At 38.9% G+C, this 25214-nt stretch carries 28 protein-coding genes; 19 read left to right on the forward strand and 9 right to left on the reverse strand.

Annotated elements, in window-relative coordinates; translation table 11 throughout:
* Positions 1 to 81: 81 nt before the first annotated feature.
* Positions 82 to 3948 carry a TIM-barrel domain-containing protein gene (locus tag EZ444_RS23900; RefSeq protein ID WP_205945343.1) on the reverse strand — a complete coding sequence of 1289 codons (3867 nt, stop codon included), beginning with the start codon at positions 3946 to 3948 and terminating at the stop codon, positions 82 to 84.
* Positions 3949 to 4176: 228 nt separating this feature from the next.
* Between EZ444_RS23900 and EZ444_RS23905 the strand changes: the two genes are divergently transcribed.
* The 3 genes from EZ444_RS23905 to EZ444_RS23915 are packed head-to-tail and all read left to right on the forward strand — an operon-like array spanning position 4177 to position 5572.
* Positions 4177 to 4515 (forward strand): hypothetical protein, encoded by a 339-nt coding sequence (locus tag EZ444_RS23905; protein WP_131612113.1) that lies wholly within the window; start codon positions 4177 to 4179, stop codon positions 4513 to 4515.
* 2 nt (positions 4516 to 4517) lie between these two features.
* The gene (locus EZ444_RS23910; RefSeq protein ID WP_131612114.1) at positions 4518 to 5081 is read left to right on the forward strand and encodes a thiamine pyrophosphokinase; all 564 of its coding nucleotides are present in this window, start codon (positions 4518 to 4520) and stop codon (positions 5079 to 5081) included.
* Positions 5078 to 5572, forward strand: a complete 495-nt coding sequence (locus tag EZ444_RS23915; protein WP_131612116.1) for a GNAT family N-acetyltransferase — start codon at positions 5078 to 5080, stop codon at positions 5570 to 5572. The genes EZ444_RS23910 and EZ444_RS23915 overlap by 4 nt, the downstream gene beginning before the upstream one ends.
* Here EZ444_RS23915 and EZ444_RS23920 read toward each other — a convergent pair.
* Together EZ444_RS23920 and EZ444_RS23925 are read right to left on the reverse strand one after the other, a co-directional pair.
* Positions 5569 to 6525: a M28 family metallopeptidase gene (locus EZ444_RS23920; RefSeq protein ID WP_131612118.1), complete on the reverse strand. Its 957-nt coding sequence runs from the start codon at positions 6523 to 6525 to the stop codon at positions 5569 to 5571. The two genes, EZ444_RS23915 and EZ444_RS23920, sit on opposite strands and share 4 nt — an antisense overlap.
* Before the next feature lie 35 nt (positions 6526 to 6560).
* Positions 6561 to 7682 carry a DUF4407 domain-containing protein gene (locus tag EZ444_RS23925; protein WP_131612120.1) on the reverse strand — a complete coding sequence of 374 codons (1122 nt, stop codon included), beginning with the start codon at positions 7680 to 7682 and terminating at the stop codon, positions 6561 to 6563.
* Positions 7683 to 7853: 171 nt separating this feature from the next.
* Between EZ444_RS23925 and EZ444_RS23930 the strand changes: the two genes are divergently transcribed.
* Positions 7854 to 8171, forward strand: coding sequence for a rhodanese-like domain-containing protein (locus EZ444_RS23930; RefSeq protein WP_090785787.1), 318 nt, complete (start codon positions 7854 to 7856; stop codon positions 8169 to 8171).
* Positions 8172 to 8173: 2 nt separating this feature from the next.
* Positions 8174 to 8365 (forward strand): DUF6358 family protein, encoded by a 192-nt coding sequence (locus EZ444_RS23935; RefSeq protein ID WP_131612122.1) that lies wholly within the window; start codon positions 8174 to 8176, stop codon positions 8363 to 8365.
* On the opposite strand, the gene EZ444_RS23940 is transcribed toward EZ444_RS23935, so the two are convergent.
* Positions 8349 to 9389: a dipeptide epimerase gene (locus EZ444_RS23940; RefSeq protein WP_131612124.1), complete on the reverse strand. Its 1041-nt coding sequence runs from the start codon at positions 9387 to 9389 to the stop codon at positions 8349 to 8351. The two genes, EZ444_RS23935 and EZ444_RS23940, sit on opposite strands and share 17 nt — an antisense overlap.
* An 88-nt stretch (positions 9390 to 9477) precedes the next feature.
* Here EZ444_RS23940 and EZ444_RS23945 point away from each other — a divergent pair, with 88 nt between their 5' ends.
* A complete protein-coding gene (locus tag EZ444_RS23945) occupies positions 9478 to 10446 on the forward strand; it encodes a hypothetical protein (RefSeq protein ID WP_131612126.1) in 969 nt (322 codons plus the stop codon).
* A 4-nt stretch (positions 10447 to 10450) separates the two neighbouring features.
* Here the strand turns inward: EZ444_RS23945 and EZ444_RS23950 are convergent, their stop codons facing one another.
* Both EZ444_RS23950 and EZ444_RS23955 read right to left on the reverse strand, forming a co-directional pair.
* Positions 10451 to 11068 (reverse strand): rhomboid family intramembrane serine protease, encoded by a 618-nt coding sequence (locus EZ444_RS23950; protein ID WP_131612128.1) that lies wholly within the window; start codon positions 11066 to 11068, stop codon positions 10451 to 10453.
* Positions 11069 to 11074: 6 nt separating this feature from the next.
* Positions 11075 to 11779: a hypothetical protein gene (locus EZ444_RS23955; protein WP_131612130.1), complete on the reverse strand. Its 705-nt coding sequence runs from the start codon at positions 11777 to 11779 to the stop codon at positions 11075 to 11077.
* Between the two features lie 67 nt (positions 11780 to 11846).
* Here EZ444_RS23955 and pepT point away from each other — a divergent pair, with 67 nt between their 5' ends.
* Positions 11847 to 13100, forward strand: a complete 1254-nt coding sequence (gene pepT, locus EZ444_RS23960; RefSeq protein ID WP_131612132.1) for a peptidase T — start codon at positions 11847 to 11849, stop codon at positions 13098 to 13100.
* A gap of 14 nt (positions 13101 to 13114) precedes the next feature.
* Here pepT and EZ444_RS23965 read toward each other — a convergent pair whose 3' ends face one another.
* Genes EZ444_RS23965 through EZ444_RS23975 form a run of 3 tightly spaced genes read right to left on the reverse strand, consistent with a single transcriptional unit; the run spans position 13115 to position 15455 of the window.
* Positions 13115 to 13816, reverse strand: coding sequence for a class I SAM-dependent methyltransferase (locus tag EZ444_RS23965; protein ID WP_131612134.1), 702 nt, complete (start codon positions 13814 to 13816; stop codon positions 13115 to 13117).
* 26 nt (positions 13817 to 13842) lie between these two features.
* The gene (locus EZ444_RS23970; RefSeq protein ID WP_131612136.1) at positions 13843 to 15240 is read right to left on the reverse strand and encodes an MBL fold metallo-hydrolase RNA specificity domain-containing protein; all 1398 of its coding nucleotides are present in this window, start codon (positions 15238 to 15240) and stop codon (positions 13843 to 13845) included.
* Between the two features lie 8 nt (positions 15241 to 15248).
* Entirely contained in the window at positions 15249 to 15455 is a 207-nt protein-coding gene (locus tag EZ444_RS23975; RefSeq protein WP_131612138.1) for a YtxH domain-containing protein, read from the reverse strand.
* 604 nt (positions 15456 to 16059) lie between these two features.
* Here EZ444_RS23975 and EZ444_RS23980 point away from each other — a divergent pair.
* From EZ444_RS23980 to frr, 12 genes are all read left to right on the forward strand, one after another.
* Positions 16060 to 16347, forward strand: a complete 288-nt coding sequence (locus EZ444_RS23980) for a hypothetical protein (protein WP_131612140.1) — start codon at positions 16060 to 16062, stop codon at positions 16345 to 16347.
* A 311-nt stretch (positions 16348 to 16658) separates the two neighbouring features.
* Positions 16659 to 17525 carry an Rpn family recombination-promoting nuclease/putative transposase gene (locus EZ444_RS23985; protein ID WP_131612142.1) on the forward strand — a complete coding sequence of 289 codons (867 nt, stop codon included), beginning with the start codon at positions 16659 to 16661 and terminating at the stop codon, positions 17523 to 17525.
* The gene (locus tag EZ444_RS23990; RefSeq protein ID WP_131612144.1) at positions 17518 to 17760 is read left to right on the forward strand and encodes a hypothetical protein; all 243 of its coding nucleotides are present in this window, start codon (positions 17518 to 17520) and stop codon (positions 17758 to 17760) included. Before EZ444_RS23985 ends, EZ444_RS23990 begins: the two co-directional genes overlap by 8 nt.
* A 298-nt stretch (positions 17761 to 18058) precedes the next feature.
* Positions 18059 to 18883, forward strand: coding sequence for a HipA family kinase (locus EZ444_RS23995; RefSeq protein WP_317130144.1), 825 nt, complete (start codon positions 18059 to 18061; stop codon positions 18881 to 18883).
* Between the two features lie 11 nt (positions 18884 to 18894).
* The gene (locus EZ444_RS24000) at positions 18895 to 19755 is read left to right on the forward strand and encodes a hypothetical protein (RefSeq protein ID WP_131612148.1); all 861 of its coding nucleotides are present in this window, start codon (positions 18895 to 18897) and stop codon (positions 19753 to 19755) included.
* A gap of 215 nt (positions 19756 to 19970) precedes the next feature.
* Positions 19971 to 20414 carry a 50S ribosomal protein L13 gene (gene rplM, locus EZ444_RS24005; protein ID WP_090785697.1) on the forward strand — a complete coding sequence of 148 codons (444 nt, stop codon included), beginning with the start codon at positions 19971 to 19973 and terminating at the stop codon, positions 20412 to 20414.
* Positions 20415 to 20425: 11 nt separating this feature from the next.
* The gene (gene rpsI / locus EZ444_RS24010) at positions 20426 to 20812 is read left to right on the forward strand and encodes a 30S ribosomal protein S9 (protein WP_084288523.1); all 387 of its coding nucleotides are present in this window, start codon (positions 20426 to 20428) and stop codon (positions 20810 to 20812) included.
* 18 nt (positions 20813 to 20830) lie between these two features.
* Positions 20831 to 21655: a 30S ribosomal protein S2 gene (gene rpsB / locus EZ444_RS24015; RefSeq protein ID WP_084288521.1), complete on the forward strand. Its 825-nt coding sequence runs from the start codon at positions 20831 to 20833 to the stop codon at positions 21653 to 21655.
* A 98-nt stretch (positions 21656 to 21753) separates the two neighbouring features.
* On the forward strand, positions 21754 to 22593 hold the full coding sequence (gene tsf, locus EZ444_RS24020; protein ID WP_131612150.1) for a translation elongation factor Ts: 840 nt from the start codon (positions 21754 to 21756) through the stop codon (positions 22591 to 22593).
* A gap of 86 nt (positions 22594 to 22679) precedes the next feature.
* Entirely contained in the window at positions 22680 to 23786 is a 1107-nt protein-coding gene (gene nagA, locus EZ444_RS24025; protein ID WP_131612152.1) for an N-acetylglucosamine-6-phosphate deacetylase, read from the forward strand.
* A 38-nt stretch (positions 23787 to 23824) separates the two neighbouring features.
* Positions 23825 to 24532 carry a UMP kinase gene (gene pyrH, locus EZ444_RS24030; RefSeq protein WP_131612154.1) on the forward strand — a complete coding sequence of 236 codons (708 nt, stop codon included), beginning with the start codon at positions 23825 to 23827 and terminating at the stop codon, positions 24530 to 24532.
* A 41-nt stretch (positions 24533 to 24573) separates the two neighbouring features.
* On the forward strand, positions 24574 to 25137 hold the full coding sequence (frr, locus tag EZ444_RS24035; protein ID WP_131612156.1) for a ribosome recycling factor: 564 nt from the start codon (positions 24574 to 24576) through the stop codon (positions 25135 to 25137).
* Positions 25138 to 25214: the final 77 nt, after the last annotated feature.

Raw genomic sequence — 25214 nt, forward strand, 5'->3', positions numbered from 1 at the left:
ATATTAAGGAATATACTCATAAAAAAACGCTCCATTTGGAGAGTTTTTTTATGAGTCATTACGATGATTATTAAAATCTTTTTAGAATTTAACAGTATCTAGATTCTTGTCAACCAAGACGCCATCAATCGCTTTAAGATCAAATTTCACTTTCCGTTTCGCTTTCAATTTCAATATAAATAGATCTGCATTGCCTTCTAAGGTCTCTTTGTTTCCTAAGTTCACAAAAGTTGCATACAAGGCTTTATTTCCGTTCGTATGCAGTCTGTCGTAAGTTAGGTTCTCCATATGCTTCATGTTCAATGTTTGGACTCCTACAAACTCATAATCCTGTGGATTGTATGGCAATGCAAAACTTAAAGCATTAACAGATTTAAGGTCTGTGCCTTTCACTTTAACTTCGATGATTTCACCCTTGTTATAGGTCTGTTTATCTGTACTGATATTCAATTTACCAGCTACTTTATCTATTTTAAGGTTACCAAACCCACCGTCGAGCTGTGTGGCGACCACCGAAATGTCGTAAGCGTCGATCAGGTTGTTTTTATTGATATCACCATTGCTGATATACCCTTCAAAGTCGGCATCACCTTTTCTCAACCCCGTGTAATTGGTATAAGACGTCAGGTCATTTCTGTCAATCAAACGGTCATTGTTAATGTCTCCAGGGAGATAACTTTCTGTTCCCGGAACTTTGAATACATATAATTCACGACCTGAGCCAAAACCGCCCACACCATCTGTAATCGCAATTTTGAGGTAACGCGTTGATGGATGGTCAGCGAAGTTGAATATTTTAACTTCGTCGCTGTTTGCCCAGTCAAAAGAGCCGGCTGTGGTCCAGGTTTCCTTATTGTTACTATAGAATACCTTGCCTTTCAATAATATGCCATTTCCTTTCCCTATACGAGGTAGGTAATGGAATTTATCCAGCTGATGGATTGATTTTAGATCAAGAACCACATCAAAAGGCACCGATTTTGTACCCCATTTCGTATGCCACATGTTGCCTTCATCGAAATCAAACAATTTTCCGATGTGGGATCCGCCTTGATTTTCGGCTGTGGTTTTGGCAACAATTCCCGGGATTGCAAACTCCAGTGGGTTGGATTTAGTCGTTGCCTTGATTTCTGTCCAATCAGAATGTCCATCTTTATTTACTGCACGTAGTTTAAAAGAATAAGCTGTTTCTGCAGTTAATCCGTCAAATAACAGCGTGGTGTCTTTGATGGTGGTATAATGCATATCATTAAAATCTATTTCATAGAAATCGGCATGATTAACCTTTTCCCATGTTGGTTTCAAGGTATAAGCTTCTGTATTATGGGCCGTAATCTGGGCATTAACAGGGGGAGTCAATTTTCCAGATGAGATTAGTTGTTTATTTGCTGGTTCATATATGAATCCTTCAATAAGGAGGTTTACTGGGTTTATAGTAATGTCGGTAGCACCAAGTTTTACTAGAAGCTGCGGGTTCTTGGCGATGACTACTTTCTCAAACTCGCTTCCCTTAGTTGCAAACTTATTTAAGTTAGGAGCCACATCGTAGAAGTATACGTTTTCCTTCTTTAAAAAGTCATCCATTGAATTTACTTCGGTCAGTTTGACTTTATTTCCTCCGATTTTAGCGGATATTTTTTTCGGTTTTGTCGTTATATTTATTTTAAACTCCGTGGCTTTTTCTTTTACGAAACCATCGAAATTACCCTTTGAAGGATGAATAGTAATGAGTGCAGCGTTCTTCTGCTCAACCTCAGCTTCAATTAAGGTCGATACACCTTTACCTAATTTGTATTGTTCTGTTATCCCATCATCATCATATTCTGTAAACGAACTCTTTTCAGACGGATAAATTTCATAAGTACGAACTCCCTTGTTGATCTCCTGGACATTATTGTTCGGATTTGTCATTGGAATAATTGCTCCGCTTTTTACAAACACGGGAAGTTTCCATAGCAGGGCATCGAAATTGTTTAAGATGCTGTTCCCGACATATTTTTCTCCTGTGAAGTAATCAATCCAAACCCCTTCCGGTAAATAGATTCCGTTGCGGATGTCATTGCCTTTCTCATCTGATTTAGTCGCCTTATAGATTGGGGCAACCAAAAAATTAGGTCCATATAGGAATTGATATTGAGTTGCAGTTCCTTTGGTATAGGCATTCGGATATTCAAGGAACATCGCCCTGATCATCGGTAAACCTGTCACCGCCTCCCTGGCAATGCTATAGGCATAGGGCATCAATTCAGATTTAAGCTTTAAATAGGTTCGGTTGATGGATGTGATAGGCTCGCCTAATGCCTGTGGATACTTCTCGTTAGATCCCCAGCCATCCATGTTCAATTGCATTGGAGTAAAGGTTTTCCATTGGAAATCTCTGGTATTGACTACTGTGTTTTTACCCCCAAAAATACCATCTACATCCGAAGTAATATTAGGCTGTCCGGATAAACCAGAGCCCAAATACGTCGGTATATGAAACCGAATATATTCCCATACGCCCCCGGTTTGGTCGCCCGACCAAATACCTGCATACCGTTGTGTACCGGCCCAGCCATCTAAGGATATAATGAAAGGTCTGCTGTTGTTTCCTTGATTAGACATGATTTGAGCCACATCTGTCACTCCGTTAAGTCCAAATGAATATCCAGCACCTACCCAGGCTACATCTGTTTTTAATACGCGGACTCCGGCACCCTTTACCTCTTTTAGGATATCTCGTTGCAATAAAGCGCTAACTTCAGGTTTTGGGTGAAGATCCGACTGTGTCCACAATCCAATTTCGATACCATTTTTCCGGGCGTAATCGCCTAAACTTTTCAGGTTTTGAATATTTCCATCTAAAGTTTCTGTTTGCCCATAGCCGGCGCCATAACCATCATTTGGCAGTATCCAGCCGAATGGCATATCGTTCTTTTTATACCGATCAATAACGGCACGGGCAGAAAATTGATAGTTGTTTTTTTCTCCGTTCAGGGATTCTTTTGTGCCACCATTATCTTTTTGACTCTCTTTGTATCGTTTGCCGTCCTCAAACAAAATTCCTTTTTCATCCTCTTTCCAGAAATCCCGGTTGTAAGCATTTAAATGACCTTGATAAAAACCAAACTTAGGCAACAATACTGGGTTTCCTGTCAGCTGATAGAAACCATTTAAAAGTGCGGTAGCTCCGTCGCCGATCATAAAAAATACATCCAGGAAATCTGTTTCGTGCGACAATTTTACCAATCCCTTTTCTTTAGCTCCAAAATCATATTTACCTTTTTTAAAGGTGTTCCACATTATGCCATAGCCATTAGAGGACCAATAGTAGGGCGTTGGAGAAGCTACACCTCCATCAGTCCAGCTGTTTTGATTTTCTATTGAAATTGATTTCCCTTTATGTGAAAAACGGCCATTTTGTACGCCGCCACCATAAAAGTATTCCTGAGGATTTTCTTTCAATGTCAGTGTTACTGCTGCTTTCTCGAAATTTGTTGGTGTGGTTTCTTCTAGAATAACAGCCTTGGTAACCAGGTTAATGATTTTTAACAAGGTGGTATTCTTGTCTATCTCCATAATGATCTTATCCGTGGATATCGTAACCAAATTGGCTCCGTCGGTTAGATTTAATTGTATAACCGGTCTTCTTGGGTTTTCTACCAATATTTTGGCTGCAGGTTTGGCTTCTGGATCCCTCATTATTCCTCCAGAATTATCTTGAAAAAGTCGGAATATTTGATCGCTATAAAAATCTAATGTCAGTCGTTGATTGTTGGAGAGCAGGACCTCAATCACAGTTGGGCCGACCTTCTTTGCGCTAATGACTTTCTGATTTTGTTGTATTAGCTGTTGTGCGGCAGTTGTTTTTTGTACTGCCCAGGCTGGTGCATCAGAAATCAGTAAAGGGAAAGCTAGTGCAAGCAGTGCTGTGCGTTGAAGTTTAGATCGGCAAAATATTTTCATCATTTTAGTTTAATGGCTAATTGCGAGGGAATCTGTGTAAATAGATTTTGGTTTATACGCAATGTAAAGTTATAAAATGTAGTAAAGTAAGCGGTGTATGTGCCTAGATAAACACCGCGCAAACGTTTGCAATCCATTAATAATGACGCTCTCATACTGAAGACAACAAACATATTATCTCAAAAATTATCACAAGAATGGGAAATCATGTAAATTGCGGGAAAATCAACTATGAGCACAATAAAGGTTATTCCGGAATACAAAGATTTTACTGAGTTTTACACTCAAGCAGTTCTTCCTTATAAAGAGCAAAATCCAACTCATATTCGACTAGACGGAAAAATGTTAGGAAGTACGAGAAATGTCTCGGCATATTTTTGGTATTTGGGCCAGAAATGGAAAGTTGATGCAGATACTTATATCGATCGTTTGAAATTAGCTTTTGAGGCTTGTAAAGCAAGCGATGAACCCTTCGTAATCAAAAATACCAGAGACAAAAAAGGAGATTGTTTGGAGATTAAGGGCCAGCCGATCAGAAATAAGAAGTTCTACGTTTATAAAGTAGGTTAGAAATGTCATCACACCATATCATCAGAGAAAAACAAGAGCCGGCACTTTACATTCATCAATTCGGGGCTTTTAATGAAGAGTATTTAGGGCAACTATTGGAATGGAGCCCTACTTTGATCGTTAACGATTCTGTTTACGAGAAGGCCATTAGTATGGGCTTAAAAGTTGATGCGGTAGTAAATGCTTCGGGCAATCATACTTTTCAAGAAAACACAAGAGTAATTGAAGTTAAAACAGAAGAGTTGGATGCGGTGTTAGACTTCCTGATTGCAGAGCAATATCAGGCCGTTAATGTGATTGATACAAAAGCGAACTTAAGAGAGCTGGGTAGTTACATTTCCGAAATCAATATTGTGGTATTTACAGAAACGGAAAAGGCATATGCCATAAAGTCCGGATTTAAAGTATGGAAGCCCAAAGGCAGCATATTTAAAATCGAGGTGATCTCTTATTTCGAAACCAGCAACCTTAGACAAGAAGAAAATGGTGACTTTGTCGTTATAAATGATGGATTTGTAGAGTTTAACTTTACAACGGAGTACTTATTTATAAGCGAAGTATTATGATTCTTTTAAGAAGCGGAAAGGAAGAGGATATTGAAAGTATTCAGGAGATGGCAAGTAAAACCTGGCCTGCTGCTTATGGCGATATTATTTCGGCCGAGCAGATTGAGTATATGCTCGAGAAAATGTACAATAAGGGCGAATTACTCTCACAATTGCAAAAAGGCTATACTTTTTTAATTGCAGAAGAGAATGACATCGACCTTGGCTTTGCCAGCTTTTCTATTCACGATTCAACTAACCATATTTATAAACTGCACAAATTATATGTGCTACCCGAAGCGCATGGTAAAGGCGTTGGTAAGCTGCTGATTAATGAAGTGGTAAATATGGTAAGAAAAGCGGGCGGAAAATCGCTGGAACTGAATGTAAACAGAGACAATAAAGCGACTGAATTCTATATAAAAGCAGGCTTTAATATAAAAGAAACCGTTGACCTTGATATCGGTAACGGTTTCCTTATGAATGATTATGTAATGGAAATGGCGATTTAATCGTGCTTTTCTATTAATCTAGGGATCCTGGTTGGTGTATCCGTACCTTTTACAATGCTTATTGCGCTAAGCGCAATCGCCTTAACAGTAGCAAGGATATTCTCCGAATCTAAGGTACTATACTCATCTTTAACTGTGTGATATAATTGGTCCGTATCTATCTGATCGGTACTAATGGTATGTGCCGGAACGCCTAGTGCAGCAAGGGTGGCATTGTCACTTCTGTAAAACAGATTTTGTCTGGTGTATGGATCAGGATGAAAAGTAAAAGGCGTTCCTGCTAGATTTTTCTGAAGGATTTTACCAAAGTCAGACTTGTCAAAGCCAGTAATGAAAGCTGTGTTTTTACCAAACTTGCTTTCCTTTCCGATCATTTCAATGTTAAACATCGTAACTACATCGTCGGGATTCAATTTCTTCGAGAAATGTTTTGAGCCAAAACCGCCCAATTCCTCTGCCGTAAAAGCCACGAAAATTAAAGTGCGTTCGTTGTTGTTTAGCTTTTTATAATACTTTGCCAGGGCAATCATGGCCGTAATGCCGGAAGCATCATCATCTGCGCCGTTGGCTATACTGTCTTGCTCATCTCCCTTCGCTTTTATAATCCCAAGGTGATCGTAATGGCCAGAAAATATAACTAGTTCTTTGGCTTTAGACTTTCCCGGAATTACTCCGACAACGTTAAATAGCGGCTTTCCGTCCATTTCAAAACTTTGTCTAAACCCAGTTTCACCTTCCATTGGTAAGAGTCCGATACTTTTAAACTCTGATTCGATAAATGTTGCAGCTTTATCAATACCGGGACTAAAGGTCGCTCTACCTTCCATCTCGTCGCTACTCAGCGTTTTTATTAGCCTGTCTACGTATTCCTTGTTAATGATTTTGTCGATGTTCTGTGCCCAGGCTAACTGGGTAAATAATAGTGCTAAAAGCGTGTAAACAATTTTTTTCATTAGTTCAGTTTGATTATGTTGTTTTTAAATGGGGGTTAGCTCTCCCAATTATGGTGTTTAAGGTCATGGTAAGCCTGTCCTTTTATAATTTCTTTTCGTTTTTCAGTTTCGGTGGAGACTCGTGTTTCCTGTATACCATCAATCACTGTGGTTTCGAACTCTCGGTCCTTGTCCGATTGGTAGATCTGCGTAAGCTCTAAATTCTCTACCGATTTGTCGTACGGCCCTCTACTGCTCATCAATTTTACGAAAACTGGCAGACATTCAAAGAAAATAAATAGCAAACCGATAAATGTAACGGCCAGATAGGTGCTCATGTCTCTTGTTCCATCTCGGTTAAAGCTCAATTGTCCCAAGGCCCAATTCCTGTCTGCAAACCCGGCTAAGCTAGTTAAGCTATCCAGTTGCTTCCCGGTATATAGTTTCTCGGTCATCAGGCCATCAAACTGCTTGCGGCCATCCACAAACTTCTCCAGGGCACGTACGTCTGCCGTTAAAGTATCTAGTTCCTTTTCCCGTTGCCTTAGCTCTGTTTCCTTTCTTTTGGCGTAGGGGCCATAACCCATCACACCCGATGTTTCGGTCGTTTTATTGCCAAATATCTCAAAGTTGAGTTTCTCCCTGTCGGATTTTATGCCGTTGGCTGTCGAATCCTTCTGTGCTTTGGCCTCATTTAGCTTGCCTAGTTCTATGGCATATTTGTTTTCAAATGCGACATTGAGGGTGTCGATCTGCGAACGTTGGTTGTTCAGGTAGCTGACCTTTAAGCGTTCTTTAATTTCTTTGTCGAATATTTTAAGTTCTAGTGGACGAGAAATAACAATCCCGATCATAATGGCTAGTAAAATACGCGGGGTAGCTTGTAAGATCTGCTTATTGGCACTTGCGCTTTTATTGATGCTGGATACAATATACCTATCCATATTAAAAATGGCCAATCCCCAGATGATGCCAAAAAATACGGCAAAAAGGACAGCTGCGGGATCACCTTTAAAAACAAAGTACATGGCATAGCCACCCGAAAGGGCTGCAAACAGTCCGGTAAAGAATATGGTGGCGCCAATGCCTATATATTTATTGTGCTCAGTTGGGTGTTTTGCCAGGGTCGAAATGTGCGCGCCAGAGCAAAACCAAAAGAAACGAGATATAGAATTCATGATGTAAAAAAACAAAGTTAATAAAGACTTCACTATTAAACGCCCGGGTTATTAAGTTGTTACAGAAATAAATAGGCTATTGTTAGTGTAATTTCATATTCTAGATCACAGCGGCCATTTATTTTAGGATGACGCCCGATTTAATTATCTTTGAAAAAACTGAATAACATGATAAAAGAAATAACCGTTCAAGAGCTTAAAGAAAAGATCGACAACAATGAAGATTTTCAATTGATTGATGTAAGGGAAACATTTGAATATGAGACCTCGAATCTTAATGGCCTGAACATTCCTTTGGGTGGTATTTTAATCGAAGCAGATCAAATAGCACAAGATAAACCAGTAATTTTTCAATGCAGAAGCGGTAAAAGAAGCGCTGCGGCAGTAATGCAATTGGAGCATCAATTGGGTTTAACCAACCTTTACAATTTAAAAGGTGGTATCCTTGCATGGCAAGAAGCTTTTGATCCAAATATGCCTGTTTACTAAGCATGGGAAAGAAGATCGCATTAAACGTTTTTTATAACCTGGGTATCATACTTTCCATTTTTGGAGCAGTGTGGGGTTATAACAACCATAAATATTTAGTAATTGGCTTGTTCGTAATTACGGCAGCATTTTTTCTTTACTTAAAGCTACAGCTGGTGAAAGAAATGCGTAATAGTCTTAAAAACCGGAAGTAAATAAAGAAGGGTTTATCCCTTCCAGCCCTAGCCCTGGCAGCTGATTTAGCTGGTATTTCCCCTCAATCATTTTAGGCGCGGTAAAAGGATTGTTTTTAGTTAACCATGGGCCGTCAAGGTCTGCCCAGTCGCACAATGGTGCTAAGGCCATGCCTGCCTGTGTGGCACAAGATGTTTCGCTCATGCAGCCAATCAGCACCCTCATGCCCATAGATTTGGCCTTAAGGATCATTTGATGACCCTCATAGATGCCACCACTCTTCATCAGCTTGATATTGATGCCATGATAAGCCCCTCTTAAGCCTTCCAGATCTGATAGTCGCTGTACTGCCTCGTCTGCCAAGATAGGAATCGGACTACGACCGGTAAGCCATGCGTTGCCCTCAAGGTCGGCTTTATCCATAGGTTGTTCTATCAGTTGTACACCCTGATCGTGTAACCAGTAAATCATCTCTATAGCTTCTTTCCTGTTTGTCCAGCCTTGGTTGGCATCAACATACAAAGGTAAATCGCTCACACTTCTGATCGTGTTGATCAGTTCCTTATCGTTGTCTCTACCGAGTTTAATTTTTAAAACTTTAAAGCCATTGGCATCGGCAACTTTTTCTTTAATCACTTCGGCTGTATCAATACCAATGGTATAAGATGTTACTGGCATTTTTGACGGATCGGCACCATAAATCTCATAACAAGGCTTGTTTAGTAGTTTTCCGTTGATGTCATTCAAGGCAATATCGATGGCCGCTTTAATCGCCGGATGTCCCTTTTCAATGCTATCCAAATAATCAAGGATCTCCTCAAAATTAAATGGATGAGCAAAGCGGTTCCAGTCTACCTTTTTTAAAAAAGCTACTGCTGTTTCTACACTTTCGCCCATATACGGTACCATAGATGCCTCGCCATAGCCCTCAATATTTTCGTAACTCAGCCTGATCAGCATCACTGGCGTGCTTGTCCGGGAAAATTTTGCAATAGAAAATGGGTGTTTTAGTTCCAGGTTATAGGCGTTGTAGGCAATCTTCATCTTAGGAAAAGCTTTTTAGTAATTTAAAAGTTATAAAAAGTAGTGCAAAAGCGAATGTAAAAATAATATACCTAATATTGTGCCCAGTATGAATAGCACAATATACCAACCCTTTAAAAACTTCGATTTTAAGTATAAAAACTGCTTTTTAAGTGGAGATATCTTTAGTTCGCCAATTGAAGAAATAAATATATTACCTGCATGGCTGCTGGAAGTAGCAAACTTTAGCGGCGAAGAGCAAATTAAGCTGCTCGACGAAAGTGTTAGGTCTTATAATGCTTTAAAGGTTCCTTGTAGTACCGAGGTTTTAACTCAATTTATCCAGCCTTTGGAAGATAAAATTTCAGCTGCTTTCGCCAAAGGTTATGCAGGAGTATCTGAACTGGATGAAGTAGATCTTTTTAGATGGATCGGTAAGTTTATGTATAGCCTGATTTATATAGAAATGAATGGCGCTGTCCGCTTACAACAGTTAAGTGATGATGGGTTAAACATGTCGCAAGGGCTGATGCATAAGTTTGGCAATCTAAATACCATGATTCAGGGGATTTACCGGGATGTGGTGTTCGAAGATTTTACCCCTTGGTCTATTGTAGTGGTTCCGCTCGAAGATAAGGATACAGCTTTCAGCTTCAGAGATGAAATCAATACCCTTACCTTTTCTTTAAAGCTTAAAGATTTTGGCATCATTGCCTGCCTGCAGGATAATGGAACCAATAAAAAATATCATCAGGAATTACTTGATCAGATTGGTGGTTCGGCATTATCGGCACCTCAGTTTGAAGAGTTGTGTGCAAGATTCTTTTACTCGGCCTACCTGTTTAACCGTTTGCCGGAATATGCGATTATGCCTGTAGAAGGTGCTATATATGTGGATGCAATGCCGCTTAAAGGAACCTTTAACAAGCCGTTATTTGATCATTGGCAGCATAAAACCTACGCACAGGTGTTACAGGATTTTTGGAAACCTTGGGGACACACCTTGTTCGAAATCATTAAAGATCCGACCAAGCCAATCAGCTATTTCGAGCCGGCAGCATTGCCAGAAACCAATTAACCAATTACCCGATTTTAGCGAGTAATTGTCCTATAAAATGTGGAATTGCTCCGGGAACAATTAGTACGGTAACAATAAGGCCTGTTAGTGCACCAAAAAAGTGTGCATCGTGGTTAATGTTATCTCTGGATTGTTTGGATGCATAAACACAGTAAATCAGGTATAATGGTCCAAAGATGATTGCCCAAATAGGTATTGGTATTGGGAATATGATCATCGAAGAGAATGGCTGAAATAAAATGTAGCTAAATAATACCGCACTGATGGCTCCAGAGGCACCTAAGCTGTTGTACCACATGTCGTTTTTGTGTTTAATAACTGAAGGGATATCACTTAAGATCAAGCCAAAAATATAGATGATTGCAAACTGCCATGATCCAATCATTGCTTCCAGTTGAAAAGCAAAGAAGTAAAAGGTCATCATGTTAAAAATCAGGTGCATCCAGTCTCCATGAATCAGTCCACTGGTCAATAAAGTATATACCTTATGCCTTCTCGAAACACTGTATGGGTGTAGCATGAACTTTCCGTACAAATCATGATTGCTAAAAGCGTAAATGCTGGTTACAATCGTTAGCAGGAAGATGATCGAGGCAACAGGGGTATGAATTAGGTATTCCATTCTAAATTAATATAGGTTTTTTATAGAAAGGCCTGTGGATCCGAAGTGGTATTTGAGGCCGATCGAAAAGTAGGTATAAATATCGGGGTTGCCGCTTTTAAATCTCAGCGGAGAGTCATCATATCCATCCATACCTTCTCCCAATGTAACATTTGCTTGATAATTAAAGTTGATGCCGTATTTGTAATACCCGTACCGATCCATAAAGTTAAAAGCAATACCAATGTTTAGTGGAACGAGTAGGTCGTTGGAACTATCCTTTCCTGGGAAAGTATATGACGGATCGGTTAGTTTTTGTCTGGCCACGTAACGCATCTTGTTCATCAGTACTCCTGCGCCGGCACCAACATATAGACCTTTTACTGCGTTAGCAAAGCCGGTACGGCCATAATCTATCACTGCGCCAAGATATAGCTTCCCATTAATTGAAAAGGCTTTGTAGCTGTTTATAAACTGGCGGTTATGGGGGTCGTTAAAAACGTCTCCACCATTGATTTCGCCCATCTGTCCTTCTATCCCGAGGCTTACAAAAGGGGTAAATAAATAATCAAATGTTCCATAACCTGCCAAACCTAGGTCATGTTTAGCCAAATCTCCGAAAGACTGTGTGATTCCGGCACCTGCACCGACTGACATTTTATAAAAATTGGACTGAGCGTTGGCATTAAACCAAATTAAGAGTGCTATTAATGATGTTAAAATTGGTTTCAAACGTATCTTCTTTTAAGTATGTAGGCAAAACTATAATCTTTATATAACTTTGGAGTTTTATAAGAGTATGCTAAAATATATAAATAAAAACAAATCCCTTCAAAACAGGTTCATAAAATACGTTCAGATCGATACACAGTCCGATCCACAATCGCCAACTGTGCCCTCAACCGAAAAGCAAAAGAATTTAGGTAAGGTTCTGGTAGCCGAATTACTAGAGATTGGTGTGGCTGACGCGCATTTAGATGAGTATGGTTACGTATACGCAACTATTCCTGCCAATACAGATAAGCAGGTTCCAGTAATTTGCTTCTGTTCGCACATGGATACTTCTCCAGATTGCAGCGGTTTAAATGTAAAGCCAATTGTTCACGAGAACTACCAGGGACAAGATTTGGTGCTGCCGGATGATAATTCTGTAGTCTTAAAAATGAAAGAACATCATGATCTGAAGGATCAGATTGGCAATGACATCATCACTGCAAGTGGGACTACCTTACTTGGTGCTGATAATAAAGCTGGATTGGCAGAGATTATGGAGGCTGCGGCATTTTTAATGCAGAATCCTGAATTTAAGCATGGAACAATCAAGATTTTATTTACGCCTGATGAGGAAATTGGTCGCGGTGTAGATAAAGTGAATATTGAAAAGTTGGGCGCAGATTTCGGTTATACCGTTGATGGTGAAACACTGGGTTCTATTGAAGATGAAACTTTCTCTGCTGATGGTGCCGTACTGACCATTAAAGGTGTGAGTGCACATCCAGGCTTTGCTAAAGGCAAAATGGAAAGTGCGATTAAGATCTTATCTGATGTGATCAGTTCGTTACCGGCAGATTGTCTTTCTCCTGAATCCACAGAATTAAAAGAAGGTTTTATACACCCGGTTACGATCAGTGGTAATGTAGAACAGGCTGAGGTGCGCTTTATTCTTCGTGCATTTAATGATGAAGAATTGACCGCTAATGGCGAGTTGTTAGATGCTACGGTACAAAATATTATAGAAGATTTTCCAAACGCTTCGTATGAATTGAAGATCACAGAACAATATCGCAACATGAAGCAGGTGTTGGATAAGCATCCTCAAATTATCGAGATTGGTATTGAAGCCATCAAACGTGCAGGTATTACGCCTAAACAACAAAGCATCAGAGGTGGTACCGATGGTTCTCGTTTGTCGTTTATGGGCTTACCTTGTCCTAACATCTTTGCCGGAGAGCACGCTTTCCATGGCAAGCAAGAATGGGCATCGGTACAGGATATGGAAAAAGCGGTTGAAACGATCGTTAATATCGCTGCAATCTGGGAAGAGAAAGCCTAAAAATTTAAGGTCGATTATTTGGCAAGCGTTAGTCTTGCCAAATATTGATCTGAATCATCTTCCATGATGATCTCTGTATGCCATCCTGTTTGTTTGGCAATATCAATAAGTGTTTTCTGATCTACATAGATCCATTTAAACCATTTGCCTTTTACGCTTTTGTATTCGTACCTAAAGCTTACTTCGCCAAAGTACCCGTTTTCAGGAAATGGAATTTCAAGGTATAAATAGGACAGGTCAGAGCTGTCAAAAACCAGCTGACCATCTTTATTGATTAAGCTTTTAACATGCTTTAAAAAGGCTTTTAATCCAGGAATAGATCCTGTAAGTCCGATCCCGTTCATCATAAACAATAGGGTGTCGTATTTTTTATCTCCTTCTGGAATTTTATAAGTGAGAATATTTCCTTCCATGGCCTGTTTTAGTCCACGTTGTTTCATGATGGTTACAGCAGATGCGGATATGTCCATGCCAGTAATATCCAAACCTCTTTTTTGTAGCACTAAAGCGTGGCTGCCTACACCGGCGCCCACATCTAACACTTTGCCTTTGCAAAGATCTAGTGCTTTAAGCTCCAGCTCAGGCATTTCATTCTCGTCTCTGAAGTAAATATCTACCGGCATTTCCTCCGGTTCGTCGTAAGAATTATGTACCCAAAGGGTTTCTGCCGGTGGTTTTAAAAACTGATCTTTTAACGCTTCTCCAAAAACATCCATGCCACAAAGATAGAAAAGAGATTCTTTTACAACTCAAACTCCTGATGATATTCTGGAATAGCAACATTTTGAAAACCGGCATTATGTACCCTTTCAGCAAATTTTAACTGCACATCATACTCGCCATGAACCAGAAATATCTGCCTAACCTTTGTAGGGTCTTGTCCAGTAAGGAATTGTAGTAAGTCTTCATAATCGCCATGTGCACTCATGGATTTAATAGATCTGACTTCAGCAATTACATCGTAATCCTGTCCAAAAAGCCAAACTCTTTTTTGGCCGCTAACTAAGCGCCCTGCAAGTGAGCCTGGACTGGCATATCCCACCATTAAAATGGTGTTTTTGCGATCGCTGATGTTATTTTTGATGTGATGTCTTACGCGACCACCCTCGGCCATGCCCGATGAGGATATGATAACGCAAGGCTGCGGATCGTTGTTTAGCGCTTTGGATTCTTCTACGCTTTCAATAAATCTTAAGCCTTTGAAATCAAAAATATCGCGGTCTACCTTCATGATTTCCTTTACGCCATTGTTATATACGTCCGGGTGATCTTTTAGTACTTGAGTTGCCTCCATAGAAAGCGGGCTGTCTACGTAGTAAGGAATATCGGGTAATCGACCTTTTAACTCGAGGGAGTTTAAGGCGTATAATAATTCCTGCGTACGGCCAACACTAAATGCAGGGATGATAATTTTGCCTTGTTTTTCTATACAAGTCTGTGTAATTATCTGCAGTAACAAATTTTCGATAGCCTCTACATCGACATGTAAAGAATCTCCATAAGTAGATTCCAGGATGATATAGTCTGCCTGCGGGAAGGTTTGGGGGCTTTTTAACAGTAAATCGCCATATCGGCCTACATCCCCACTAAAGGTAACATGGGTTTCTTTGCCATCTTCATTGATCTGTAGATGCACCGCTGCGCTACCTACAATATGGCCTGCATCGGTAAACCTAACCGTAATGTGATCGTCTATTTTAAAATCCTGCTCGTAAGGAACAGTTTTGAACTGGCTAATGGTTTGTTGTACATCAATATCGGTGTACAAAGGGATCGCATGGAAACCTGGCTGTTTGTTTTTTTTGTTCTGGTATTCTGCGTCCTGCATCTGGATTTTTGCCGAATCGAGCATTAGGATTTCGGCAAGATCTTTTGTCGCGGGCGTGCAGTAAATGGTCCCGCTAAAACCTTCGGCCACTAAACGAGGCAGCAATCCGCAGTGATCTATATGGGCATGGGACAAAATGAGGTAAGTGACCTTAGCCGGATTAAATCCGAAAGATTCATTCAGCTGGTCTGTAATATCGCCCATGCCCTGAAAAAGGCCGCAGTCCAATAATATTTTAGTCCCGTTATTTAAAGTGATTAGGTGTTTACTACCCGTTACAGCACGCGCTGCACCATGAAAAGCGATCTTCATTCAGTTAATTAGGCTCTTACTTTTGAAATTGTGTCTTTTACATGATCGGTTACATCGGCTAGCTTGTCTTTAGAAGCATCTAAAAGGTCACAAAACCAGTCCGACATTTTATCTTTTACGTCACCGCCTTTTTCTGTTGATAAGATTAAAATTATTGCAGCGCCTAAAGCAGCTCCGGCTAATACTCCTGCTATTATTTTCGTTTCTTTTGTCATGATAATTTCTCCTTTTTTAATTACTGATCAGTTACGGCTCTTTAGTCTTGCCCGCATATCTGTGTAATATAAACAAAAATGAAGCCGAATAGTTCTTGATCAAATGGATTTTTTGAGGGCGTGTGGATGGTTGAATAAAAATGTTAAATTAATTTTCATATAAATGTGTGGGTGGTTTAGGGGCTTTTAATTAACTTATGGAATAAATCAGCGGTAGCTAAAAATCGTCCTTTATGGGGACTATATACCAAAAACTGATTAAGGCCGGCCAATGAAATAAAGAAATATAACAACATATCATTACTTCTTAAATGAGGTATTAATTTAAAGAGTCTCTAGCGTGAAATTTCTGACAAATGCTAGGAAGAGACAATAGATTAATGCCCATGATAATATTTGTTGTACTTTTGAAGGTGCACTATAGCGTCATGGGTTCTATTGTAAACCCGTTTCCTAGGCCGTCAGAAAGCCCCACGCTCCGGTATTTAGAACTTGCTGTAGTTGCACCTTCGTTTTATTTTACAAATAGACGAACAGCCGTAATGGCTTCCCCTAAATTTCGATTGAGACTCATTTTTAAGATTTTAAACTAAAAAATGAGCATATGAGTAACCACGCAGAGTATTTCCAGAGTTGGCCAAAAGGCACCGAAGCTGAATTAAAAGCATCAGCTTTGAGTTCAATTCAACTTTTTTTCGAAGAATATAATCTTGACGAAAGCCAAGACTTGTTATGGCAAATTATGAAACATTGTTTCTTCAATCCCTCTACAGCATTAAAAATTCCGGAGCGAGAAAATTTGGTGAGTTTCTATGAGAATCTTCATCAAATGATTTTGGCTGCTAGCATTTTGCATAATACTAGGATCAGTCAGCAGGTTTGGACTACGTAGTAACACCTGATGTCATTTATTCACAAAAGCTGGCTTCTTCACGCATTGTTCACACCTCCTTCACACCAAACCCACAAACAGGTACCTTTTTGTGAAGGAAGTGTGTCTAATGTGTGTATGATGTGAGGAGAAGTCTTAAGGAGTAACCCTTATGTGGTTTAATTCACCACAGGTCAACCTAAGCCAAACCAACGGCAACTATAGCGGAGAAGGTTGCGGTAATGTTTGTAAGTGGAAAATAAATTAATTTATGAAAAGTGTGTTTTTCTGGTGTAGATATATTAAATTCTTCATGACTAAATTTAATGATTATGAAGGAAAAGATTAACCGATACATTGATCCGCTAACTGATTTTGGCTTTAAGCATATATTTGGAAGTGAACCTAATAAGGACATTCTTATTGAATTTTTAAATACCCTTTTTCAAGGAGAGAAGCGCATTATCGATATTAACTACAGCCCTACTGAGCATGGGGGTAGTCGTATTGAAGAGAAAAAGGTGCTTTTCGACTTGACTTGCACCGGACAAGATGGCGAGCAATTTATTATTGAAATGCAGAGAACCGGACAAAAATTCTTTGCAGATAGGTGTGTGTTTTACATGTCCAGACTGATTAGTGCACAGCTACCAAGAGGAACACATGATTGGAATGTACCATTAAAAGAAGTTTATCTCATTGGTATTATGGAGTTTCAGTTCAATAACATCAATAGTAATTACCTGCATAATATTGCATTAATGAACACTGATACGGGTAAAGTATTTTACAAAGGTATGGGTTTCAAGTTCCTTGAATTGCCTAACTTTGATAAACAGGAGCATGAATTAGAATCTGAGTTGGACAAATGGTTTTACCTATTGAAGAACTTAAGTCGACTGAATGAGATTCCTCGCTTCCTGGATAAAAGAGTATTTCAAAAGATTTTTAAAATTGCGGAAGTGAGTAAATTAACCAAAGAACAGCGGGAATTGTATGAATCAGATATAAAAGCTAAATCTGATTGGAAGGGCGGTATGGATTGGGCTAAGGAGCAAGCAGCAGAACAAGCGAAAAGAGAAAATACGCTTGAAATAGCATTAAAACTTAAAGCAGTAGGGCGCCCCTCTGATGAAATAGCTAAAGTCACAGGCCTTTCAATTGAGGAAATTGAAGAATTAAATTGCGGAAGTGAGTAAATTAACCAAAGAGCAGCACGAATTATCTGAATCAGATATAAAAGCTAAATCTGATTGGAAGGGTGGTATGGATTGGGCTAAGGAACAAGCCGCAGAACAAGCAACAAAAGAAGCTACAAGAAGAACTTTATTTAATGTCGCATCTAAACTTAAAGCAATAGGGTGCCCCTCTGATGAAATAGCGGAAGTTACCGGCCTTTTAATTGAGGAAATCGAAAAATTGCCAAGCATTTGATGAAAGATTGAGAAGAACCCTGATGGTTGTTGGGTATAAAAAGAAACAGGGACGGTCTTTCGAGACGTCCCTGCTATAAAGATGGTTGATCCACCACAGATCAACCTAAACCAAACAAACTGCAACTATAACGAGGAATGTTGCAGAAAAGTTTGTGCCTAAAAAAATAAAAACATTTCGATGACAAAAGGGAATCTTCTTGATTGTAAAGTATTGATATTATTTAGAAGGGGAGTAACCAGAAAATTATATATCTTTAATTCATTCTTTATTTAAATTGATAGCTCGAAAAGAGGAAATGCGAAGTGTTAAGACGGTTACGCTAATTAGAGAAGTCTCAACAGATGGGCACAGCCCATTACATTTCCTGTGTGATGATATGGAGTCCTATTATTGCAAATTCCGCTCGGGAGTGAGCTTAAAGACTGAGGAAATTGATTGTTTGTTTTACGAGATAGTAAGTAAGCGATTCTTAGATAGGTTAGATGTGCCAAGCCCTGAGCTTGCTCTGGTGTTAATATCAGCTAATTCGTACGCTGAAGAGACTCTTAATAGACACAAAAGGTTTTGCAAGCCGAGCCAAATCTATTTGGGGTCTAAAGAAATAAAGGGAGCTGAAGATTTACATGGGATTTCCAGTGTGGTCAAGAAAGGGGCTTTTAATCAAATACTTAATCCGTATGATTTAGTGAGAATTGCGCTATTCGATTTATGGATTGACAATTGCGACAGGGGTAAAAATGAGAATTATAACCTATTGATTGCTCAGCAGGATTTAGGGAGAAAGTTTTATGCATTTGATCATGCATTTTGTTTTGGCGGGTTAGAAAGGTTAAGGATGTTTAATGAATTGCATCCAGTATCATCTAATAATAAGTTGATCGCTAGTACTTATTTTAAGAAAATATTACCGTATTTAAATAAAAGGACATCTAAGGAAATTGTCGATAACTTCTTATCTTTGCAAGCTCATGAAATTGAACAAATTATATCTGAATCCTATGATGATTGTCCTAAGGCTTGGGCGATCCCTGCGCAGTTAAAAGAACGTATGATTCTCTTTTTGACTAATGCGAACAGAATCGGTATAATAAAAAATCTTATGTGGTCACTTTTTAAGTAACAACTTCAATCATGAAAACTCTATATTCAATTATCTATGTACAACCTAATTCACTTACTGCAGAGAAAGTGGCTGTGGGATTAATGGTTTTTGCTAAGGATAAATTATGGTTTGATTATGAGCCGTCCAAGATTGATCTCGTAGAGAAGTTACAGGCTTCTTTGAATTTAAAGGCTCATTTGTATCAATCTTTTAAGGGGATGAAGGCTTTTATTCAGGAATTGAATAATAATAAAGGTGTTAATTCTGGGATGTTTTCGGAGATAAATGTTTTTTCTTCGGATGCTTATGCGGAGTATTTAAGTAAGTATAGCACAGGTGTCATTCATTTTAGTGGGCCTTTGCCTATTGCGGGTTTAATGGATATTAAGCTCTTTAATAATTTGCTGGAAAAATTCATTGGATCTAAACCGATAAAAATGGGATTTAAAAATACTTTTCATAATGACTTTAAAAAGAAAATCAATACTGTAAATTTAAAAGATAAAGTTGATATTGATTTTAAGATTACGCCTAATAAAATTGATGGTATTTATTCTGAAACGCAGGTTAGGCTTATCGGGAAAAACGGATTGATAACCGCTGTACAGGATATTGATTTTACAATAAATCCGGAAACGCTGGGACAGCAATTAAATCAGTGGGATGTGTTAATTAATGCTTTAAATAATTTTAGTTCGGAAAAAAAATGGCCACTTGGAGATTTTAATGTTGTGTTTAATAAACCTGAGGCGAAATCTTTTCAGGAAAAGTTATTAAATAAAATTCACGGGCAAAAAAAAGGCTTCAATTTGATTGAGATAAATGAGGTTGATAAGATTCTCAAAAAAATAGAGGAGAATGATTATAAGCCATTATCAACTTTGATATAATAATTTATAGTTCGTCCAGATCAGTATAAACTTTAGTTGGTAGGCGCCTGAACTTCAAATATGGGCGGTAATGCTTTTTGAATTTCAAGATGCAAAGAACGTTTTTTTATAAATATCTGTTCAACTATTTGGTAATTAAATATTTCTATCTATCTTTGCAGTCCCTAAAAAACTAGGGATAATAAATAATTGTTTAACAAATTAAATACAAGCAAGTGAATACGTTAAGTTACAAAACTGTCTCTGCCAATGCAAAAACTGTTAACAAACAGTGGGTTGTTGTGGATGCTGAAGGCGAGATTTTGGGGCGCTTGTCATCGAAGATCGCTATGATCATCCGTGGTAAAAACAAGCCTGAGTACACCCCACACGTAGACTGCGGTGATAACGTTATCGTTATTAATGCAGACAAGATTAAGTTGACCGGAAATAAAATGAACGACAAAGTTTATACTTCCTACACTGGTTATCCAGGTGGTCAGCGCTTCATTTCTCCAAAAGAGTTAATGGCGAAACATCCTAAGCGTGTTGTTGAAAAGGCAGTAAAAGGTATGTTACCTAAAACTAAATTAGGTGCAAAACTTTACACAAATCTTTTTGTTTATGCAGGTGCTGAGCATCCTCATGCAGCGCAATCTCCAACAACCATTAAACTTTAATTAAGGAAGAAATGTCAGTTACTAACACTTCAGGAAGAAGAAAAACTGCAGTTGCTCGTATCTATTTAAAAGAAGGCAACGGCACAATTACCGTAAATGGTAAAGATCACAAAGAATATTTCCCAACATTGCCTTTACAATACATCGTTAACCAATCATTCACAGTTTCTGAATTAGTTGGTCAGTATGATGTAACTGTAAATGTAGCCGGTGGTGGCGTTAAAGGCCAGGCAGAAGCTGTTCGTTTAGCTATTGCTAAAGCTATTGTTGAATTAGATGCTGAGAAAAAACCAGCATTGCGCGCTAAAGGGTTAATGACCCGTGATATGCGTATGGTTGAGCGTAAGAAACCAGGACGCAAGAAAGCACGTAAGAAATTCCAATTCAGTAAACGTTAATCTTAAGGAGACAAAACAATGGCAAGAACTACATATCAAGACTTACTGGATGCAGGTGTACACTTTGGTCACCTTACCCGTAAATGGAACCCAAAAATGGCCCCATACATTTTCATGGAGCGCAACGGTATCCACATTATAGATTTAAATAAAACTTTAACTAAAACTGAAGAAGCTGCTTCAGCAATCAAACAGATCGTTAAATCTGGTCGTAAGATTCTTTTCGTAGCTACTAAGAAACAAGCTAAAGAAATCGTTGCTGATCAAGCAAAAAAAGTAAACATGCCTTACGTAACTGAGCGTTGGTTAGGTGGTATGTTAACTAACTTTGCTACTGTTCGCAAGTCAATCAAAAAGATGGTTACCATCGATAAAATGACTAAAGACGGTACTTACTCGATCCTTTCTAAGAAAGAGCGTTTAATGATCCAACGTGAGCGTATTAAATTAGAAAGCTTATTAGGTGGTATCGCGGACTTAAACCGTTTACCAGCTGCTATCTTCTTAATTGACGTTAAAAAAGAGCACATCGCTGTTAGCGAAGCGTTGAAATTAAACATTCCAACTTTTGCAATGGTTGATACTAACTCTGATCCTTCAAACATCGATTTCCCAATTCCTGCGAATGATGATGCTACTAAATCGATCTCTTTAATTACTGATGTAATCATCAAAGCAATTGAAGAAGGTTTAGATGAGCGTAAACGTGAAAAAGACGAGGAAACTGAGAAAGAAGCTGTAGCTGCTAAAGCTGCTGCTGATGCTCCAGAGGCTGCTGCACCAGGTGCTAGAAGAAAAAAAGTTGAAGCTGATACTGAAGAAGGTACAAGCGAAGAAGCTTAAATAATATAATTGGGTTGTGTATGGTGCGTTGCAGTTTATACTACAACAAGTCCTGCACAACCCATAATTTTTTGATAAAAACTTAAAAAGGAAATAAAATGTCTACAGTACAAATTTCTGCAGCTGATGTAAACAAATTGCGCCAACAAACTGGTGCTGGTATGATGGACTGCAAAAAAGCGTTAATCGAAGCTAATGGTGATTTCGAAGCTGCGGTTGATTATTTACGTAAAAAAGGTGCTAAAGTAGCAGCTTCTCGTCAGGATCGTGATTCTAACGAAGGTGTTGTTATCGCTAAAGCTACTGCTGATGGCAAACGTGGTGTTGTGGTTGAATTAAACTGCGAGACTGACTTTGTTGCTAAAAATGCTGATTTCGTTGCTTTAGCTAACAAGTTTACTGATTTAGCTATCGAAAACAATCCTGCTTCATTAGAAGAACTTTTAGCTCTTGAAATTGACGGACAAAAAGTTTCTGATATCATCGTTGAGAACACTGGTAAAATCGGTGAGAAAATCGGTATCTCTAAATTTGAAACTGTTACTGGTGAGTTAGTTGTTCCTTACATCCATGGTAACTACCGTTTAGGTGTATTGGTTGCTTTAAACCAAGCTGGTGCAGGTGTTGAAGAAGCTGGTAAAGATGTTGCTATGCAAATCGCAGCAATGAGCCCAGTTGCTTTAGATAAAGGTGATGTTGATTCATCTACTATCGAACGTGAAACTGAAATCGCTAAAGAGCAAATCCGTGCTGAAGGTAAACCTGAAGAAATGGTAGAAAAAATTGCTGCTGGTAAATTGAATAAATTCTACAAAGACAGTACTTTATTAAACCAAGAGTTTGTTAAAGATTCATCTAAAGATGTACGTAAATTTTTACATGATGTTTCTAACGGTTTAACCGTTGTTGCATTTAAACGCGTACAATTAGGAGCTTAATACTTAATTAATTTTTTTTAGAAGAGCCTTCTGTTTTCAGGAGGCTTTTTTTTTGCCTTATATTTGGGCTTATACAATAGAATCGTATGATCGCAATAACCAATTGTAAGCTGTTTAAATCTGGTGTGCTGCTGGCAGACCAATCTGTGCTAATTGAAAATGGAAAAATAACCAGGGTATCTAATGAAAAAATTCCTGAGGGATATACACAAGTTGATGCAGGCGGCGACTTCCTTAGCCCTTCTTTTATAGATCTTCAGATCTATGGTAGTGCTGGTCCACTTTTTTCTGCTTACCCTACAGCAGAAACCTTAGAACAAATGGATCATGACTTAATCCATAAAGGGACTACGGGCTTTTTGGCTTGTGTGGCTACCAACAGTATGGAAATTGTTTATCAGACCTTAGATGCAGCAAAGGCTTACCGCCCACAAGCGAAAGGTTTTTTAGGCTTGCACTTAGAGGGGCCTTACCTAAATCCTAAGCGCAGAGGGGCACACATTGAAGCATTTATCCATAAAGCGGAGCTTGATGAAGTGAAGCGGTTGCTGGATTATGCTGATGGCACTGTAAAGATGATGACTTTGGCGGCCGAACTTCAGGACGATGCCGTGATCAATTATTTGTTAGATAATCATGTTCTTTTATCATTGGGGCATAGTGACGCCAGCTTTGAGCAGGCTACGGCTGCGTATAACAAAGGATTTAAGACAACTACACATTTGTTCAATGCCATGCCTGCAATTCATCACAGGGCTCCTAATTTGCCTGTAGCTGTATTTAATCACCCTACTGCAATGGCCAGTATTATTGCAGATGGTAGTCATGTTGATTTTGAAATGGTAAAGATGAGCCATAGGTTGATGAAAGATCGGTTGTTTTTAATTACTGATGCGGTGTCTGAATGTAACATTGGCCCGTATCAGCATCAGCTTTCCGGAGATAAATTTATTACCCCTGATGGTACGCTTTCGGGCTCAAACATTACGATGTTGCAGGCGATTCAGAACTGTGTACAGCATTGTGAGATTCCTTTACAGGACGCTTTAAATATGGCTTCGTCCCATCCGGCAAAATTGATTGGTCTTGCAGATAAAATAGGCTCATTAAGCGTTGGTAACGATGCTAATCTGCTGTTATTGAACCCAGAACTTAAGCTGACTAAAGTTTTTGTGGGTGGTTTAGACATTTGATCCCTCATTAATTAAAACAATTAGTTATTTTTGGAGCCATGAAATATAAACGGATCCTACTAAAATTAAGTGGCGAGTCGCTAATGGGCGAAAAGCAGTATGGTATTGATAATGAGGTGGTAAGGCAGTATGCTGAAGACATTAAGGCGGTTCATGCCCAAGGTCTTGAAATAGCAATCGTTATTGGAGGTGGAAATATTTTTAGAGGTTTAAGTGCAGAAAAGTCGGGTATGGACCGTGCACAGGCCGATTATATGGGTATGTTGGCTACTGTAATCAACAGTATGGCTTTACAAGATGCTTTAGAAAAAGTAGGCTTGAAAACTCGCTTACTTACTGCAATTAAAATGGAGCAGATCTGCGAACCATTTATCCGTAGAAGAGCTGTACGTCACCTTGAAAAAGGTCGTGTGGTAATTTTTGGAGCCGGTACAGGTAACCCTTATTTCACAACAGATTCGGCAGCTGCATTACGCGCTATCGAGATCAAAGCTGATGTGGTATTGAAAGGTACGCGTGTTGACGGTATTTATACTGCTGATCCGGAAAAAGATCCTACAGCGACTAAATATTCAGAGATTTCCTTTAAAGAAGTTTACGCTAAAGGATTGAATGTAATGGATATGACTGCTTTTACGCTTTGCGAAGAGAATGAATTGCCGATTATCGTTTTTGATATGAATAAAACAGGCAATTTTATGAAAATTGCTAATGGCGACGAGATCGGTACGCTGGTTAAGAACTGATCCTAAATAAATTTTATATTTTTGGTTAAATTTTACAAAACATGAATGACCTCATAAAGAAACAATTACAAGATGCCCAGGCAAACATGGACAAGGCGATTGACCATTGTGAAGCTGAATTGACTAAAATCCGTGCAGGAAAAGCTTCTGCAGGTATGTTAGACGGCATATTTGTAGATTATTATGGTAGTGCTACTGGTTTATCTCAGGTAGCAAGTATCAATACACCTGATGCACGTACTTTGCTTGTTCAGCCTTGGGAAAAAAATATGTTAGTGCCTATAGAACGCGCTATTATGGAAGCTAATATCGGTATCAACCCTCAGAATGATGGTGTGGTAATCCGTTTGGTAGTTCCACCATTGACTGAAGAACGCAGAATACAACTCGTTAAAAAGGTAAAAGAGGAAGCTGAACGTGGTAAAATAACCATTCGTAACATCCGTAAAGATGCCAACGAAAAGATCAAAAAATTGAAAGGCGAAAGCGTTTCTGATGATGAGATTAAAACTGGTGAAGCTGAAGTTCAGAAAATTACTGACGTTTATATCCTTAAAGTTGATAAGCACTCTGAAGCGAAAGAGAAGGATATCATGACCGTTTAAAGGTCGGATTATAATCTGCTTGTAAATTAAAGGGAATGAGGATAATGCTTCATTCCCTTTCTTTATTTTTGACCCCT

This window comes from Pedobacter hiemivivus (genome assembly GCF_004331685.1).
Classification (GTDB): domain Bacteria; phylum Bacteroidota; class Bacteroidia; order Sphingobacteriales; family Sphingobacteriaceae; genus Pedobacter; species Pedobacter hiemivivus.

Excerpts from the sequence above, each read along its gene's own strand:
- EZ444_RS23900 (WP_205945343.1), bottom strand. The coding sequence starts at position 3,948 with ATGATGAAAATATTTTGCCGATCTAAACTTCAACGCACAGCACTGCTT.
- EZ444_RS23905 (WP_131612113.1), top strand. The coding sequence starts at position 4,177 with ATGAGCACAATAAAGGTTATTCCGGAATACAAAGATTTTACTGAGTTT.
- EZ444_RS23910 (WP_131612114.1), top strand. The coding sequence starts at position 4,518 with ATGTCATCACACCATATCATCAGAGAAAAACAAGAGCCGGCACTTTAC.
- EZ444_RS23915 (WP_131612116.1), top strand. The coding sequence starts at position 5,078 with ATGATTCTTTTAAGAAGCGGAAAGGAAGAGGATATTGAAAGTATTCAG.
- EZ444_RS23920 (WP_131612118.1), bottom strand. The coding sequence starts at position 6,525 with ATGAAAAAAATTGTTTACACGCTTTTAGCACTATTATTTACCCAGTTA.
- EZ444_RS23925 (WP_131612120.1), bottom strand. The coding sequence starts at position 7,682 with ATGAATTCTATATCTCGTTTCTTTTGGTTTTGCTCTGGCGCGCACATT.
- EZ444_RS23935 (WP_131612122.1), top strand. The coding sequence starts at position 8,174 with ATGGGAAAGAAGATCGCATTAAACGTTTTTTATAACCTGGGTATCATA.
- EZ444_RS23940 (WP_131612124.1), bottom strand. The coding sequence starts at position 9,389 with ATGAAGATTGCCTACAACGCCTATAACCTGGAACTAAAACACCCATTT.
- EZ444_RS23945 (WP_131612126.1), top strand. The coding sequence starts at position 9,478 with ATGAATAGCACAATATACCAACCCTTTAAAAACTTCGATTTTAAGTAT.
- EZ444_RS23950 (WP_131612128.1), bottom strand. The coding sequence starts at position 11,068 with ATGGAATACCTAATTCATACCCCTGTTGCCTCGATCATCTTCCTGCTA.
- pepT (WP_131612132.1), top strand. The coding sequence starts at position 11,847 with ATGCTAAAATATATAAATAAAAACAAATCCCTTCAAAACAGGTTCATA.
- EZ444_RS23965 (WP_131612134.1), bottom strand. The coding sequence starts at position 13,816 with ATGGATGTTTTTGGAGAAGCGTTAAAAGATCAGTTTTTAAAACCACCG.
- EZ444_RS23970 (WP_131612136.1), bottom strand. The coding sequence starts at position 15,240 with ATGAAGATCGCTTTTCATGGTGCAGCGCGTGCTGTAACGGGTAGTAAA.
- EZ444_RS23975 (WP_131612138.1), bottom strand. The coding sequence starts at position 15,455 with ATGACAAAAGAAACGAAAATAATAGCAGGAGTATTAGCCGGAGCTGCT.
- EZ444_RS23980 (WP_131612140.1), top strand. The coding sequence starts at position 16,060 with ATGAGTAACCACGCAGAGTATTTCCAGAGTTGGCCAAAAGGCACCGAA.
- EZ444_RS23985 (WP_131612142.1), top strand. The coding sequence starts at position 16,659 with ATGAAGGAAAAGATTAACCGATACATTGATCCGCTAACTGATTTTGGC.
- EZ444_RS23995 (WP_317130144.1), top strand. The coding sequence starts at position 18,059 with ATGCGAAGTGTTAAGACGGTTACGCTAATTAGAGAAGTCTCAACAGAT.
- EZ444_RS24000 (WP_131612148.1), top strand. The coding sequence starts at position 18,895 with ATGAAAACTCTATATTCAATTATCTATGTACAACCTAATTCACTTACT.
- rpsI (WP_084288523.1), top strand. The coding sequence starts at position 20,426 with ATGTCAGTTACTAACACTTCAGGAAGAAGAAAAACTGCAGTTGCTCGT.
- rpsB (WP_084288521.1), top strand. The coding sequence starts at position 20,831 with ATGGCAAGAACTACATATCAAGACTTACTGGATGCAGGTGTACACTTT.
- tsf (WP_131612150.1), top strand. The coding sequence starts at position 21,754 with ATGTCTACAGTACAAATTTCTGCAGCTGATGTAAACAAATTGCGCCAA.
- nagA (WP_131612152.1), top strand. The coding sequence starts at position 22,680 with ATGATCGCAATAACCAATTGTAAGCTGTTTAAATCTGGTGTGCTGCTG.
- pyrH (WP_131612154.1), top strand. The coding sequence starts at position 23,825 with ATGAAATATAAACGGATCCTACTAAAATTAAGTGGCGAGTCGCTAATG.
- frr (WP_131612156.1), top strand. The coding sequence starts at position 24,574 with ATGAATGACCTCATAAAGAAACAATTACAAGATGCCCAGGCAAACATG.